The sequence below is a fragment of the Desulfovibrio piger genome (assembly GCF_012843875.1).
In the GTDB taxonomy this organism is placed as follows: Bacteria; Desulfobacterota; Desulfovibrionia; order Desulfovibrionales; family Desulfovibrionaceae; genus Desulfovibrio.
The window spans coordinates 1-13,573 of record NZ_JABAFY010000058.1 but is presented as its reverse complement, the minus strand read 5'-3'; the positions used below and the strand labels follow the sequence as shown (position 1 = coordinate 13,573).

At 61.6% G+C, this 13,573-nt stretch carries 17 protein-coding genes and 1 pseudogene; all 18 read right to left on the bottom strand.

Translation table 11 applies throughout. The annotated features are described in order from the left end of the window. Positions 1-124 precede the first annotated feature (124 nt). Complete coding sequence (gene phnN, locus HF854_RS11030; RefSeq protein ID WP_240937735.1) at positions 125-892, bottom strand: phosphonate metabolism protein/1,5-bisphosphokinase (PRPP-forming) PhnN; 768 nt, start codon at positions 890-892, stop codon at positions 125-127. Beyond that, complete coding sequence (locus HF854_RS11025) at positions 892-2,040, bottom strand: alpha-D-ribose 1-methylphosphonate 5-triphosphate diphosphatase (protein ID WP_168936327.1); 1,149 nt, start codon at positions 2,038-2,040, stop codon at positions 892-894. Before HF854_RS11025 ends, phnN begins: the two co-directional genes overlap by 1 nt. Positions 2,041-2,093: 53 nt before the next feature. Then, positions 2,094-2,807, bottom strand: coding sequence for a phosphonate C-P lyase system protein PhnL (phnL, locus tag HF854_RS11020; protein WP_168936326.1), 714 nt, complete (start codon positions 2,805-2,807; stop codon positions 2,094-2,096). Between the two features lie 14 nt (positions 2,808-2,821). Beyond that, complete coding sequence (phnK, locus tag HF854_RS11015; protein WP_297138640.1) at positions 2,822-3,613, bottom strand: phosphonate C-P lyase system protein PhnK; 792 nt, start codon at positions 3,611-3,613, stop codon at positions 2,822-2,824. Positions 3,614-3,615: 2 nt separating this feature from the next. Then, complete coding sequence (locus HF854_RS11010) at positions 3,616-4,530, bottom strand: alpha-D-ribose 1-methylphosphonate 5-phosphate C-P-lyase PhnJ (RefSeq protein WP_168936325.1); 915 nt, start codon at positions 4,528-4,530, stop codon at positions 3,616-3,618. Then, positions 4,523-5,694: pseudogene (locus HF854_RS11005) on the bottom strand (carbon-phosphorus lyase complex subunit). Before HF854_RS11005 ends, HF854_RS11010 begins: the two are co-directional and overlap by 8 nt. After that, positions 5,685-6,323, bottom strand: a complete 639-nt coding sequence (gene phnH, locus HF854_RS11000) for a phosphonate C-P lyase system protein PhnH (protein ID WP_168936324.1) — start codon at positions 6,321-6,323, stop codon at positions 5,685-5,687. Before phnH ends, HF854_RS11005 begins: the two are co-directional and overlap by 10 nt. Next, on the bottom strand, positions 6,320-6,763 hold the full coding sequence (gene phnG / locus HF854_RS10995; RefSeq protein ID WP_205906112.1) for a phosphonate C-P lyase system protein PhnG: 444 nt from the start codon (positions 6,761-6,763) through the stop codon (positions 6,320-6,322). Before phnG ends, phnH begins: the two co-directional genes overlap by 4 nt. 22 nt (positions 6,764-6,785) lie before the next feature. Further along, a complete protein-coding gene (locus tag HF854_RS10990) occupies positions 6,786-7,532 on the bottom strand; it encodes a DUF1045 domain-containing protein (RefSeq protein WP_168936323.1) in 747 nt (248 codons plus the stop codon). A 1-nt stretch (position 7,533) separates the two neighbouring features. Continuing rightward, entirely contained in the window at positions 7,534-8,124 is a 591-nt protein-coding gene (phnE, locus tag HF854_RS10985; RefSeq protein WP_240937734.1) for a phosphonate ABC transporter, permease protein PhnE, read from the bottom strand. Next, positions 8,106-8,240, bottom strand: a complete 135-nt coding sequence (locus HF854_RS12855) for a hypothetical protein (RefSeq protein WP_277347625.1) — start codon at positions 8,238-8,240, stop codon at positions 8,106-8,108. Before HF854_RS12855 ends, phnE begins: the two co-directional genes overlap by 19 nt. 118 nt (positions 8,241-8,358) lie before the next feature. Further along, positions 8,359-9,327: a phosphonate ABC transporter substrate-binding protein gene (phnD, locus tag HF854_RS10980; protein WP_168936322.1), complete on the bottom strand. Its 969-nt coding sequence runs from the start codon at positions 9,325-9,327 to the stop codon at positions 8,359-8,361. 93 nt (positions 9,328-9,420) lie between these two features. Continuing rightward, positions 9,421-9,603 (bottom strand): hypothetical protein, encoded by a 183-nt coding sequence (locus HF854_RS12755; RefSeq protein WP_240937733.1) that lies wholly within the window; start codon positions 9,601-9,603, stop codon positions 9,421-9,423. Between the two features lie 21 nt (positions 9,604-9,624). Next, entirely contained in the window at positions 9,625-10,212 is a 588-nt protein-coding gene (locus HF854_RS10975; protein WP_240937732.1) for a phosphonate ABC transporter ATP-binding protein, read from the bottom strand. Positions 10,213-10,427: 215 nt separating this feature from the next. Next, positions 10,428-10,619, bottom strand: coding sequence for a hypothetical protein (locus HF854_RS10970; protein WP_168936321.1), 192 nt, complete (start codon positions 10,617-10,619; stop codon positions 10,428-10,430). Positions 10,620-10,674: 55 nt separating this feature from the next. Further along, positions 10,675-10,902, bottom strand: a complete 228-nt coding sequence (locus HF854_RS10965) for a hypothetical protein (RefSeq protein WP_168936320.1) — start codon at positions 10,900-10,902, stop codon at positions 10,675-10,677. A gap of 567 nt (positions 10,903-11,469) precedes the next feature. Continuing rightward, the gene (pap, locus tag HF854_RS10960) at positions 11,470-12,963 is read right to left on the bottom strand and encodes a polyphosphate:AMP phosphotransferase (protein WP_168936319.1); all 1,494 of its coding nucleotides are present in this window, start codon (positions 12,961-12,963) and stop codon (positions 11,470-11,472) included. 180 nt (positions 12,964-13,143) lie between these two features. Beyond that, on the bottom strand, positions 13,144-13,461 hold the full coding sequence (locus tag HF854_RS10955) for a hypothetical protein (protein WP_168936318.1): 318 nt from the start codon (positions 13,459-13,461) through the stop codon (positions 13,144-13,146). Positions 13,462-13,573 lie beyond the last annotated feature (112 nt).

The window sequence follows — 13,573 nt, the reverse complement described above, 5'->3', positions numbered from 1 at the left end:
CACGAAAATCTGTTTGTTTCATGGGACGAGATTACCACACCTTTTAAAATCAAAAAACATGCCGGACATCCTCTAAACGCTCGATTCTTAAAGTATCGCTTTAATCTTCAAGCACGCTCTCACCTCAGTCGCTGGAGCTTCCGGCGCATTTGTCCGGCGCATGCGCGTGTCGTGCCGTGCGCATGGAAACACGCCGGCTGTGCGTACGGTACAACGACATGGACAGCAAAAGGGCTCTTTCCCCACAGGGAAGGAGCCCTTTTTTCATCAGAGCTGCTCTAAAGGTTTGTTTCAGGCAGCGCTGCCCTGCGTTCCCTGAGGGGTGCCCGGCATGCCGCGCACCGGCAGGACAGCCCGCACGATATTCTCCAGGCCATCGACCGCCGCTTCCAGCTTGCCGGAGTTGTCGATGCGTACGAGCCGCTCCAGGCCAGCGGCAGGCAATGGTGCCAGCGCGCTGCAAACGTTCTTCCAGGTCTTTGCCCTGCTCTCTTCCCCGGGCCAGCAGGCGTTGCCGCAGGATGGCCGGCTCCACCTCCACCAGCACGGGAAGAAGATCAGGATAGCGCCGCAGGGCTTCCGGCAGATATTCCCGAGAACCGTTGACGATCACGCAGATGCCGTGCTCCAGACTGCCGTCGATGGAGCGGCCGATGCCGTACTGGCAGCCGTGGCTGCTCCAGCGCATGGCCAGACGCCCCCGAGCCTCCATGGAAAGGATGCTCCCGGCGGAAAGGGCCATATGCTGTTCCCCTCCGGCGCAGGCAGGACGGCTGATGTAGCGCCGGGCAAAGGCTACCGGCAGGCCGCGCAACCGGGGCCGCAGGGCCGACAACAGGCTGTCCTTGCCGGATCCCGACGGTCCCATGACATAGATGAGTGTGCCGCGCATCAGTACACCTGCACGCCCTGACGCCAGACATTGCGGACCACCGGCATGTCGTCCATATGGTGGACGCGGACCATGTCCGCACGGCGTCCGCTATCGATGCGGCCGCGGTCATCCAGCCCCACGCTTTCGGCCGGATTGGCGCTGACCAGATTGACGGCTGCGGGCAGGGGCATGATCTCCTTGGCGGCCAGCTCAAAGACCGCGGCCAGCAGGCTGGCGGGCACGTAGTCGGAGGACAGGGCCCCCAGATGCCCTTCTTTGGCCACGTCCAGAGCCGAGGCATTGCCGGAATGGGACCCGCCGCGCACGACATTGGGGGCCCCCATCATGACCAGCATCCCGTTTTCCGAGGCGCAGCAGGCAGCCTCCGTGGTAGTGGGGAACTCGCTGATGGAGATGCCGTTGCTCAGGGCTTCCTCCACATGTTCCACCAGCGTATCGTCATGGCTGGCCATGGGCAGATGGCGCTGACGGCAAAATTCCATGACCGAGGCGGCGTTATCATTGGCGCAGCTGTCCCGCACCTCTTCCAGCTCGTGCATCATGGCCGTGAACTCTTCATCGGTCCAGGACTTGATATTGCTGTAATAGGTCCGGTAGGCCGTGGTATCACGCCACTGGCGCTGCCCGGGCGTATGGTCCATCAGGGAGACCAGCTTCAGGCAGGGCGTGTCCGACAGGGGGAAGAACAGGTCACGCATGCGGGGATCGGCCACTTCACAGCGCAGATGCAGCAGATGGTCGGCACGCAGCATGCCCGACTGGCGGCAATGGTTCAGGGCATCCACACCGCGGCCCAGCATGGCGATGCGCCCCTTGTCCTGGTATTCGCCCACGGACAGGGCATCGAACACGGTCGTGATACCGGCCGCCACGATCTGGGCATTATGGGCGAAAAAGGCGGGTTCCGCCTGCGGCCAGACAACTTTGGGACGGGGCACCAGATGCTTTTCCAGATTGTCGGTGTGCAGTTCCACAAAACCGGGCAGCAGATAGTCACCTTCGCAGTCGATGCATTCCAGGGCGGCAGTGGGCTGGATGTCGCCTTCGTCCACATCGGCAACCAGGCCGTCACGCACCAGCACATGACCATGCATCACGGTGGTGGGCGTCACCACCCGGGCGTTACGCAACACATATTCTTTCATGGATGATCTCCGATTATGCTTCTGTGATCGTTTGTTCTTGCGGATCGGCGAGGTTACGGCCTGTCCATGGGGACGATCCTGTCCGCCACGGCATTGCGGGCCACATCATCATGGAAGATGCCCACGATGGCACTGCCCCGCTGCCTAGCCTCATGGATGAGGTCGATGACCACCTGCCGGTTGATGCCGTCCAGAGAGGCGGTGGGTTCGTCCAGTAACAGCAGAGGCATGGGCCGGATGAGCCCGCGCGCGATGTTCACACGCTGCTGTTCCCCGCCGGAAAACGTAGCCGGGGCTACATGCCAGAGGCGCTCGGGCAGGTTGAGGCGGGTCAGCATCTTTTGCGCGGCATCAAGGGCCGTCTCACGGTCTTCACCGGCGTCCAGCAGAGGTTCGGCCACCAGATCCAGGGCACTCACACGCGGGATGACGCGGAGGAACTGGCTGACATAACCGATGCATTCCCGGCGTACACGGCTGATGGCACGCGTGGAGGCCGTGGCCATATCCGTCTCGCAGTCTTCGCAGCGGACGATCACCTGCCCGGAACTGGGCAGATAGTTACCGTACAGGGTCTTGAGCAGGGTCGACTTCCCGGCCCCGGAAGTCCCGTGCAGGGCCACACATTCTCCGGCACGCACGTCAAAATTGACGTCCTGCAGCGCTTGGATGCGGATACCGCCCTGCTGGTGCAGGACAAAGGTTTTGCACGGGTGACGCACCTCCACCACAGGAGCGTCGCCGGCAGGATGGTTGAACTGATGCATGTGAACGCTCCTTGTCAGCACTGCAGGATGGAAGAGACCAGCAACTGGGAATAGGGGTGCTGCGGATCGTCCAGCACCTGATCCGTCAGACCGGTCTCCGCCACTTCACCGTGGTACATGACGATCAGACGGTGCGAGAGCAGCCGGGCCACCGCCAGATCGTGGGTCACGAGCACCACGGCCAGCCCCATGTCGCGCACCAGATGGCGCAGCAGGTCCAGCAGGCGGGCCTGGACAGACACGTCCAGACCGCCGGTAGGTTCGTCCATGAAGACGAGGCGCGGCGTGGTCACCAGATTGCGGGCGATCTGCAGACGCTGCTGCATGCCGCCGGAATACTGGGACGGCGTATCGTCCACACGCTGCACGGGGATCTCCACCCGTTCCAGCCAGTCCAGAGCCGTGGCCCGCAGGTTCCCGTAATGCCGGGCCCCGTTGGCCATGAGCCGCTCGCCGATATTGGCGCCGGCGCTGACCGACATGCGCAGGCCGTCGCGGGGATGCTGGTGGACGAAGCCCAGTTCGGTACGCAGCAGACGGCGGCGCTGGGCTTCATCCAGGCTGTGGATATCCAGTACCTTGCCGTCAGCTGCCGTGTAGTGGACATACCCGGCGGAAGGTTCCAGACGGCCGGAAAGCATGTTCAGCAGCGTGCTCTTGCCGGAGCCGGATTCGCCCACGATGCCGAGGACTTCCCCGGGCCACAGATCCAGCGAAACGTCCTTGCAGCCGATGCGGCTGCCGTAACGCCGCGTCAGCTGGCGGGCGGAAAGGACGGGATCAAGATTGGTATCCAAGAGGCTCACGGCTATTTCTCCTCCCTGGGAGCGGCAGTGCCGCCCTGCCCGGCCCCGCCCTGCCCGGCCACGCGCCGGGCACAATTGTCGGTATCGGAACAGACGAACATGCGCGTCCCGGCGTCATCCATGACGATCTCGTCCAGATAGGTGTCTATGGCGCCGCAGATGGCGCAGCACTGATCCCAGCTCTGGGGCGTGAAGGGGTAATCCTCAAAGTCGAGACTGACCACATCCGTATAGGGCGGGATGGCGTAGATGCGCTTTTCCCGGCCGGCACCGAAAAGCTGCAGCGCCGGGCACTGGTGCATCTTGGGATTGTCGAAACGCGGGATGGGCGACGGGCTCATGATGTAGCGGCCATTGACCTTTACGGGATAGTCGAAGCCGGTGGCGATATCGCCATGCCGCATGATGTCCTCATACAGCTTGATGCTCATGATACCGTACTCTTCCAAAGCATGCAGGGTACGGGTCTCTTTTTCGCTGGGTTCGAGCCAGCGCAGAGGCTCCGGCATGGGCACCTGGTAGACCATGATCTGATCCTCGCGCAGGGGCTGCTCGGGGATGCGGTGACGGGTCTGGATGATGCTGGCTTCTCCCGTGTGGGTGGTCGTGGTCACGGCCGCGGTACGTTCGAAGAAACGACGGATGGAAACGGCATTGGTCGTATCGTCCGAGCCCTGGTCGATGACCTTGAGCACGTCGTCCCGGCCGATGATGCTGGCCGTGACCTGGATGCCGCCCGTCCCCCAGCCGTAGGGCATGGGCATCTCACGGCTGGCAAAAGGCACCTGGTAGCCGGGGATGGCCACTGCCTTGAGCAGGGCCCGGCGCACCATGCGCTTGGTGCCTTCATCGAGATAGGCAAAGTTGTAGCCTTCCAGCCCGGAGGCCGCAGGCGTGGTCGTCAGGTTCTCAGGCATGGCTGGCCTCCGCATGTTTTTCGGACGCGGCAGCAGCCTGCTCTTCCGCGTGCTTACGTTCCCGCAGCTGGCGGATCAGGGAAAGTTCCGCCTGAAAGTCCACATAGTGCGGCAGTTTGATGTGCTGCACGAAACCGGACGCATCCACGTTATCTCCATGCATGAGCACGAATTCGGGGTTCTGGGCAGGACCGATCTGGTCTTCCTGCAATTCCCGGGCACGCAGGGCGCGGTCCACGATGGACATGGACAGGGCCTTGCGCTCGTTGTTGCCGAAGACGAGCCCGTAACCGCGGGTGAAGCAGGGATCGAGGGCACGGCCGGTGTACCGGCTGACCATGTCGCATTCGGTGAGCTCCACTTCGCCCAGGGTGATGGCAAAGCCCAGCTCTTCCGGGATGACGGTCAGCTCCACGAAACCGCGGCGCAATTCCCCGGTGAAGGGGTGGACAGCGCCGTAACCGCGCTGGGTGGAATAGGCCATGCCCAGCAAAAAGCCTTCATCGGCACGGGCCATGGATTGCAGGCGCACGGCCCGGTCCCCGGAACCGTCGGCCGGCAGCTCCAGCGGCTGGCGGGTGATGTCCGGGCAATCATTGCCTTCATGCGAAGGGGCCACGGATTCCATCAGGCCTTCGCGCCCAAGAGCGTCCATGGCTCTGGGCAGCGGTTCCTGCAGCAGGGCCTGCGCATCGGCCGCCATCATCGCCAGATCTTCCGCCGTCCTTTCGGGCTCCACGTCCCGGGGAGCTGTCCCGGGCACGGCCAGACCGCGATCCAGCAGGCGGTGCGTATAGTCAAAGGTGGATCCCAGGATCTGTCCGCCGGGCAGATCCTTCCAGGTGGCGGAGATGCGCCGCTCCACCCGCATGCGGGAAGTATCCATGGGCTCGGAAACACCGAAACGGGGCAGGGTCGTGCGATAGGCGCGCAGCAGGAAGATGGCTTCCACGGCGTCGCCCTGGGCCTGCTTGAAGGCAGTGCGGCAAGTTCGGGGCTGTACAGGGAGCCCTCGGCCATGATGCGGTCCACGGCCAGCTTGAGCTGCCCTGCCAATTGTTCAAGTGTTACTTTAGGAATCTGCACATCGCCCCGCCGCTCCCGGGCAAGCAGGGCATGTGCCGCGGCAATGGCTTTTTCGCCACCTTTTACAGCTACATACATTTGGACACCTCGTCTGCGGCAGGGATCAGGCAGGTCGTACGGGGCAGACCGGTCAGGCAACCCGGCCCGCAAAGCAGCATGTCCACACCCAGCGGGAATTGCTCATGGTTGCTCTGCCACTGGGCCAGAAAATCTTCCGGCATACGGCAGGCAAAGGTGCAGCTGCCCACGATGCCGGGACCGGAAGCGGTGATGCCGGCCGTTTCCCCCTCCTCTACTCCGCCAAGGCAGATGGTCGTGGAACGATCCGGGTATTCAGCCTCTCCCTGATGGAAGCAACGCAGATCAGGCAGCGCTTCCGTACCGGGGACGAAGGCGAATGCGGCCTGGGCAGGTTCGGCCACCAGGACCGTGCCGCAGTGGAAACGGAACCAGGCTCTGACGTCTTCCGTATCCAGTCCGGGTGCCAGCCAGACCGTGGTCTCGTTATCGCACAGCGAAAGGGCCAGGGCCGCCAGTTCCGGGCTTAGCCCGGCAGGCAGTTCATCCGCAGCGGTATCCGCCGGGCAGGGCACGAAAGCATGCGTCTGGGCAGGCCGGGACAACGCGGTAAGGGCCAGACGGAACACCTGCTGTGCCTGTCCCACAGGATCTGCCCAGGACAGGCGGGAACATTGCTGATCGCTCACTGGTCTTCTCCGCGGACAAAGGTGAAAAAGTTGACTTTCGTACCTGCCGCATCGCGGGCGGCAGCCTTTCTTTTTTCGTCTATGGCCTGTTCCAGGCAGGGCCGCAGCTTTTCGTCCAGCAACGCCGCGTAGCTTTCCTGCTGCCACAGGGCATCGCACAGGGCCGCCAGTTCCGCATGGCGGGGGGATTCCCCCATGATCCAGGCATGGCCAAGCGTCTTTTCTTCCAGCTGGACGACACAACGGGTGACCAGCACTTCCCCTACGTTGAAGACATCGCCGACATTGCCGACGCGTCCCCGGGCCATCACGAGCCCCGTTTCGGGCCCGTGCACGATGCGGTAGCCAGGCAGGCTGATCCCGGACAGGGCCTCATCAAGGCTGGTCTCCGGGGCAAGCGCCAGCAGGCGCATGCGTTCCTGCCGCAAACTCATGTTCATGATACTTCCAATAGTCATTATGTTAGGCATTCCCGGTCCGCGCCAAAGCGAAGCGGGTCGTCAGGCGGAAAGGCAATGCCCGGTCCGCCTGGCAAAAAAGACACACAGAATCCATGGCCAGGGGCTTGTCGATCACCGGTTCCAGATACTGGTTCAGGGCTGCTTCCACCTGCTCCGCCCCCTCATGAGGCAGGGGACCCGTCAGGGTGATGTAGAAACGGAACAGATCCAGTACATGGTGATAGCCCCAGCGCAGGAGATTGCGCCGCTCATCAAGACTCAAAGGCTCCCGCCGTTCCACGTCCCTCTGGTCGAGAGGGGCCCGGAAACGGTCCAGTTCCGTCACGCAATCCCGCTCCAGAGCGGCCATGGCCGATTCCGACGCGCTATCCCCCTGCCGGGGGACCAGGGCCAGAAAGGAGGCCTGGCGCTCACCGGAGTGGACGGGCAGCCGCTGCAAACCCAGCGGCGCCGTCAGCCAGGAGGCATGACGCTCCGCCACCTTCCGGCAGGCATTCTTCAGGGCGGCCAGCATGCCCTCCGAGGTGGAGCGCAGCTCAAAAGGCGCCTTGAGCGTGGCATGCAGACCGTAATGGGCCGGCGTTTTTGCTAGGGATGTCCAAAGACCATGTTCCACCCCCGTAGGAGCCACGGGGCCGCCCGGCAGGCGGCTGCCGTCCCGGCAGTCCCGGCCGAACAGAGGAGCCATCAGACGGTACAGGGGCTCGTCCTTGTGGGGGGCGTAGTAGAGAGCGTAACGGGCGGCCATCTTACAGCACCATTTTGCGCAGACGCTGGGAAAGCAGGTCGAACAGGGTCACCACCAGCACGATGATGGCCATGACCGCGCACGTCTGCTGGAAGTTGAAGCTGCGGAACAGTTCCCACAGCACCATGCCTATACCGCCGGCACCGACCATGCCCACCACCGTGGCAGAGCGCACATTGGCCTCGAAGCGGTACAGCGAGTAGGATATCCAGAGGGGGAACACCTGCGGGATGACCCCGAAGATGATCTCTTCCAGAAAGCTGGCCCCGGTAGAGCGGACGCCTTCCACCGGCGAGACCTCGATGGCCTCCACCGCCTCGGAAAAGAGCTTGGCCAGCGTGCCCGTGGTGTGCACCCAAAGGGCCAGCACACCGGCAAAGGGGCCAAGGCCCACGGCGACCACGAACATCATGGCGAAGACCATCTCGTTGATGGCGCGGGCCGCATCCATGAGGCGGCGCACCGGCTGGCAGATCCACCAGGGAGCGATATTCTCGGAAGACATGATGCCCAGCGGCACCGCGCAGATGACCGCCAGCAAGGTGCCCCAGATCGCCACATGCAGGGTGACGATCATTTCTTCCACATACATGCCCAGTCCGTAAAGTCCGGCGGGAAGAAATCGGCTATCAGGGTAAGGATGTTGCCGCCCTGCTCCACCAGCGCCATGGGCTTCATCTCGGCGCCGCGCCAGGCCCAGGCCAGCATGCCAGAACAAGGCCCCAGATGACCAGGCGGCAGGTCTCGGCGCGCAGATCGCGCGGCGGCTGCAGGGCCATTTTCATTTCAGCTTCCATAACGATGCGTTCCTTGTGCCCTGTCCCCGCTATTTGCCGAGTTCGGCCAGCTTACGCTCGATCTCGGCGATCTTGGCGGCCTTTTCCTTGGCATCCATATCCTTGTTGCCTTCCAGCACCGTCTTGGCGCGGAACAGCTCCAGCTGGCGCAGCGGGATCAGCTGGCTGTTGTCGGACTTGATGAAGGGGCCCCACTGCAGGGCGGTCAGGATCTTGCGGGCCTGCTCCACGTTCTCGCCCTTCACGCCGTAGCTGAAGATGAAATCCGTGATCTTTTTCTTGGTCACTTCGGGCAGGTCCTTGCGCCAGACCAGGGGATCGCTGGGGATCAGGGGAGATTTCCAGATCACGCGCAGTTCCTTGGCCTTTTCGGGTGCGGTGATGGCCAGACGGGCCAGACCTTCATTATTGCAGGTCGCCACGTCCACGGTATTGTTGGCTACAGAGAGCGCATTGGCCTCGTGGTTGGCCGATACGGTACGGGCGAAGATCTTCTGGGGATCCTTGCCGTTTTTGGCAAAGACATAATAGCCTGGCACCAGGAATCCGGAGGTGGAGTTGGGGTCGCCATTGCTGAAGCTCAGCTTGGAGGCCTGGGCAAACATGTCGTCGAGGTTCTGGAGCGGGCTCTTCTTGTTGACGATCAGGCAGGAGTAGTAGCCCTTGCTGCCGTCGGGAGCGGTAGTCTGGGCAAAGACCTCGCCATTGGCGCGGTCCACCATCACCATAGCTCCCTTGTTGCCGATCCAGCTCAGGTCGACTTTCTTGAAGAGCATGCCTTCGATGACACCGGCATAGTCACTGGCAAAGAAGGCTTTGACTTCCATGCCGAGGGCCTTGCTCATATCCTTGAGGAAAGGATCCCAAAGCACCTTGAGGTTCTGGCTGGCCTCGGTGGAGATGATGCCGAAATTGAGGGTCTGCTGCGCCTGGGCGGTCAGCGCGCTGCCCAGCAGCATGGCAGAGACCAGCAGGCCGGAAAGAAGACGGGAAAACATGTATTTTCTCCTTGGATAAAGTGGTGAGGCAAAGGGTTCGGGATGGGATCTAGGCAGCGCGGGACGTCTCGCGGACAGGGCTGCCGGGCAGCGTCACCGCTTCTTGGGCGGCGCTGGTCTTGGCGGCAAAAAGCTCGTCGCTTTCAGCGCCGTACAGTTCCGCCAGGAACTGGGGCTCAGACGTTCCGTAGGACCGTCGTAAACGATCTCGCCCTTTTTCAGGGCCACGGTACGGGGGCAGAAGCGCATGGCGTAATCCACCTGGTGCAGGGTCACCACAACGGTGAGGCCATCCTTCTAGTTGAGGTCGCGCAGGGTCTGCATGACATTGCGGGCCGATTCAGGGTCCAGCGAGGCGATGGGCTCGTCAGCCAGCAGCACGCGGGCACGCTGCACCAGAGCACGGGCGATGGCGGCACGCTGCTGCTGCCCGCCGGAAAGGGTACCGGTGCGCTGCCAAGCCTTTTCCCCGATTCCCACGCGGGCCAGGGCCCGAAGGGCAAGCTCCCTGTCATCCGTGTGGAAAGCACCGGTCAGGCTGCGCCACAGACTAGTGCGGGCCAAAGCCCCCAGCATGACGTTGCGGGCCACGCTCATACGCTCCACTAGGTTGAACTGCTGGAAGATCATGCCGATACCGGCGCGGATGCGGCGGATGTCCCGGCTGATACAGCCGTTCTTCTGCACGATCTCGTTATCGACCCGCACCAGGCTCTCGCCCTTGTCTGCGGCGGTCAGACCGCAGATGTGACGCATGAGCGTGGATTTGCCGGAACCGGAAGAGCCGATGAGGGCCACCATCTCTCCCGGGGCCACATGCAGGTTGATGTGAGAAAGGCCTTTGCTGCTGCCGAACGTTTTATTGAGATTGCTGATGTGGATCATGCGAATGCTCCCGTTGAAGTTGACTGGCTCACAATGGGCAAAACGCATGGCGAAACGGTGACGCGTCCGTGATGAAAGGCCGACTTTCCGTCACCGTTTGCAAGAGGGAATGTGACGATTCGGCAGCATCCCCTGCCCCCTCCAACGACAAAAGGCATCCTTCCACGGAGGAAAGGATGCCTTTTGTTTTCAGTCAGATGAAAGCAGCTACCGGCTCACCAGCGGCTGGGATCGCGGCATGCCTGCCGTCCGAAGGTGCAGACGCCGCACATGTCGGAACTGTCTACAAAACAGCCGTCCACAGTATAAAAATCGACCACGGGCCCATGCCCGCAAATGATGCACTGGCGTTCATAATCCGGACAGGCACGGCACAGGGGCGGGATATCCGGACTGCCTGCCATCATCTTCTCCACAGAAACACGCGTAAATTCCGGCTGGGACAGGTTGCTTCCAAACATATCAGAAGAAGGTACGTCGCAAAGGACGGTTCATGTTCTGGGGGACGAACTGACAGCGGGAAAGACCAAAGCATTCGGAACGCTCGCCACAGGGAAGACGCGATGCCGTCAGGTGCATGCGCGGGCAGGTAGCCAGCATCCCCTGGTCAAGCATGTCCTGCCAGCGGGATTCCACAAGCTGTACAGGTACGCGTACCGGCTCCACGGCTCTGGAAGAACGCGCCTCCACGTTCGTCTGTGCCCGGGATTCTGCCGTCCGGGTGGTTCGGGGGATTCTGACAGACGATTTTTCCCGATTCATGCGCCGTTCCTTCTGGCACTGGGGGCAGATATGCCCACGCGGTCCGGGGGCAATGAACGAACGACCACAACGGCTGCAACTGACTGGACAAAATGAGGGAATCATGCGCCACCTCCCTGAAAGGGGCTGGGTGCCGGACAGGACTGAGTAAGGAGGGACAAAAGGCAGCATCTTGCCGCCGGTCTGCTTCCTGCCCGGATGTGCTTTCAGACTGTCCCGTCCATTCGTCAACGCTGTGAGCGCCCGGTGACAATTCCGCTCCACTTGCGGCGGTGCACAGCGGTGTACAAAAGCCTTCGGGCTTTCCTTATGCGCCTCGCTCCATCCCGTTCCTCTCCTGAAATGGCCGCAGACCAGGCTCTTCCGCAAGAGCCTGGAATCTGTATCCTCCCGTCGCGTCCTGTCCTGCACGCAGGTCCCCGGCCGGGCATAAAAAAAGAGCCAGAGAAGCTCTCCGGCTCTTTTCCATGCCTGGGCTCTGCTGCAGGGATCCTGTCAGCGCAGGGCGCGCTTCAGGGCATCCCTGTAAATGCGCAGGACCATCAGGCGGGCATACTTCTTGTTCTCCGCGGGGACCACATGCCAGGGGGCATCTTCCGTGCTGGTACGCAGGAACATCTCGTCCGCGGCGCGGGCGTACTCGGGCCACTTATCACGGTTACGCCAGTCTTCATCGGTGATCTTGTAGCGCTTCCACGGGATGGCCTCACGCTCCCGAAAGCGTCGCAGCTGTTCCTCCGGCGAGATGTGCAGCCAGAATTTGAGCAATATGTTGCCGTTGTTGGTCAGCTGATGCTCAAAATGATTGATCTCGGCATAGGCGCGGGCCCAGTCTTCCTTGGGGGTCAGCTTTTCCACCCGTTCCACAAGGACACGGCCGTACCAGGAGCGGTCATAGATGGTGATGAAACCGGCACGGGGGATGTGCCGCCAGAAACGCCACAGGTAATGGTGCGCCAGCTCTTCATCCGAAGGGGCGCTGATGGGGATGACACGCGTGATGCGGGCATCTGTCCCGGCAGTGAGGCGCCGGATGGCTCCCCCCTTGCCGGCGGCATCCCAGCCTTCAAAGATGAGTGTGGACGAGATGCCTTTTTTGTACGCCCGGAACGAAAGCTGATAGATCTCCTTCTGCAGGCGTTTCAGTTCCTTCTGGTAATGTTCGGGAGCCTGCACGCTGGAAAGGTCGATGGCATCCAGGGTGGAGACCAGGGACTCACGGGCGTCCTCTTCCACTTCGGGCACGGATTCCAGCACTTTGAGGCGGGCGGCACGGGCATCGTGGGCGGCGATGGTCCGCTCGATGCCCGCGATGATGGCTTTCACCACGGACAGGTTGCGGAAATTGGGATCCGCGGCGTCGATGATGCTCCAGGGCGCATTGTCGCGGTCTGTCAGCATGATGGCCCGGGACGCGGCACTGACCATACCATCGTAATCCGCGGCGATCTTCTTGTCGGATGGCGAAAAATGCACCAGGGCCCGGTTCTCCTGACGCTCCTTGAGCGCGCGGGCATGGTCCTTTTTGTTGAGATGGAGCCAGAGCTTGATAATGGCCATCCCGGATTCCGCCAGCCCGGATTCCAGGGCCTGCCAGCGATGCATGCTGGCGGTGAATTCGTTTTCTCCCACATCCTTGCAGCAGCGCTGCTGCATGGCCTCACCATACCAGCCGTCATAAAAGACCGCCGTCTGTCCGGCAGCAGGAAGCTGCCGCCAGAAGCGCCAGGGCCAAGGACGGGCCTTCTCTTCGTCGGTCACCAGCCAGAAAACATGGTTTTGCACATGCTTGCTGTCCATCCATTCCGACAAAAGGTTGATGATGGCGCCGCGTCCGGAACCGACCAGGCCGGCCACCGTGATCAGGACGGGGATCTTGCGCTCGATGCATTGCAACTGAGCATTGAAAAGACGCATGCGCAGCTGGGGGGCTTTTTCTTCAAATTCTTTGTTACTGCATGCTCTGCCAAGGGCTGCCGATTCAAACATAGTATCCAACCTTGCTCAAAATGTTCGCGCGGGAAGCGGATACGCAGCTCCGGAACATTCCCGGCACTCCAGGACGGTCAACGCACATTCTGCTCCCGGAGTTTTGGAACAGCATAGCTTTTTTCTTCGGCTTCGTCAGCCCGCGCTGGCCGGAATATCCTGCGAATCCTGCCCTTCTCCCTAACCGGATACCGGGATGCACGGTACTTTCCGCAGCAGGCGCCGTCTGTGCCGCCCGCTTGCAGCGCGCAGCAAACGGCATGGCCGCCCCATGTGCGGCTTTTCTTCCCATCCAGACGATGATCTGTGTTCCTGGTGTGTTACATGCATCTTTTCTATGACCTGCCAAATATCCAATTGCGTCTGAACATATTCCTGCATCGTCAAAGGGCCGCCCTTTTGCCCCTGAGCTACGAGGATGCCAAGCTGCATGACGCATCTTTCCAAAATGTCCACGAGCATCTGATTTTGCTTCACGTTGTCCCCCATCGCAATCATGAGATCACCTCTGCACGTTTCTTGAAAATAATCTGTCCTAGATAGTGTCGTCAAATTCAAAAGTATGTTATAATCTCTTCACTTACAATGAGGAGAGACCATATGGCGGCAC

Coding starts and splice junctions, on each gene's coding strand:
- phnN (WP_240937735.1), bottom strand. CDS start 892: ATGCGCGGCACACTCATCTATGTCATGGGACCGTCGGGATCCGGCAAG.
- HF854_RS11025 (WP_168936327.1), bottom strand. CDS start 2,040: ATGAAAGAATATGTGTTGCGTAACGCCCGGGTGGTGACGCCCACCACC.
- phnL (WP_168936326.1), bottom strand. CDS start 2,807: ATGCATCAGTTCAACCATCCTGCCGGCGACGCTCCTGTGGTGGAGGTG.
- HF854_RS11010 (WP_168936325.1), bottom strand. CDS start 4,530: ATGCCTGAGAACCTGACGACCACGCCTGCGGCCTCCGGGCTGGAAGGC.
- phnG (WP_205906112.1), bottom strand. CDS start 6,763: ATGAACATGAGTTTGCGGCAGGAACGCATGCGCCTGCTGGCGCTTGCC.
- HF854_RS10990 (WP_168936323.1), bottom strand. CDS start 7,532: ATGGCCGCCCGTTACGCTCTCTACTACGCCCCCCACAAGGACGAGCCC.
- phnE (WP_240937734.1), bottom strand. CDS start 8,124: ATGTATGTGGAAGAAATGATCGTCACCCTGCATGTGGCGATCTGGGGC.
- HF854_RS12855 (WP_277347625.1), bottom strand. CDS start 8,240: ATGCTGGCCTGGGCCTGGCGCGGCGCCGAGATGAAGCCCATGGCGCTG.
- phnD (WP_168936322.1), bottom strand. CDS start 9,327: ATGTTTTCCCGTCTTCTTTCCGGCCTGCTGGTCTCTGCCATGCTGCTG.
- HF854_RS10975 (WP_240937732.1), bottom strand. CDS start 10,212: ATGATCCACATCAGCAATCTCAATAAAACGTTCGGCAGCAGCAAAGGC.
- HF854_RS10970 (WP_168936321.1), bottom strand. CDS start 10,619: ATGATGGCAGGCAGTCCGGATATCCCGCCCCTGTGCCGTGCCTGTCCG.
- pap (WP_168936319.1), bottom strand. CDS start 12,963: ATGTTTGAATCGGCAGCCCTTGGCAGAGCATGCAGTAACAAAGAATTT.
- HF854_RS10955 (WP_168936318.1), bottom strand. CDS start 13,461: ATGATTGCGATGGGGGACAACGTGAAGCAAAATCAGATGCTCGTGGAC.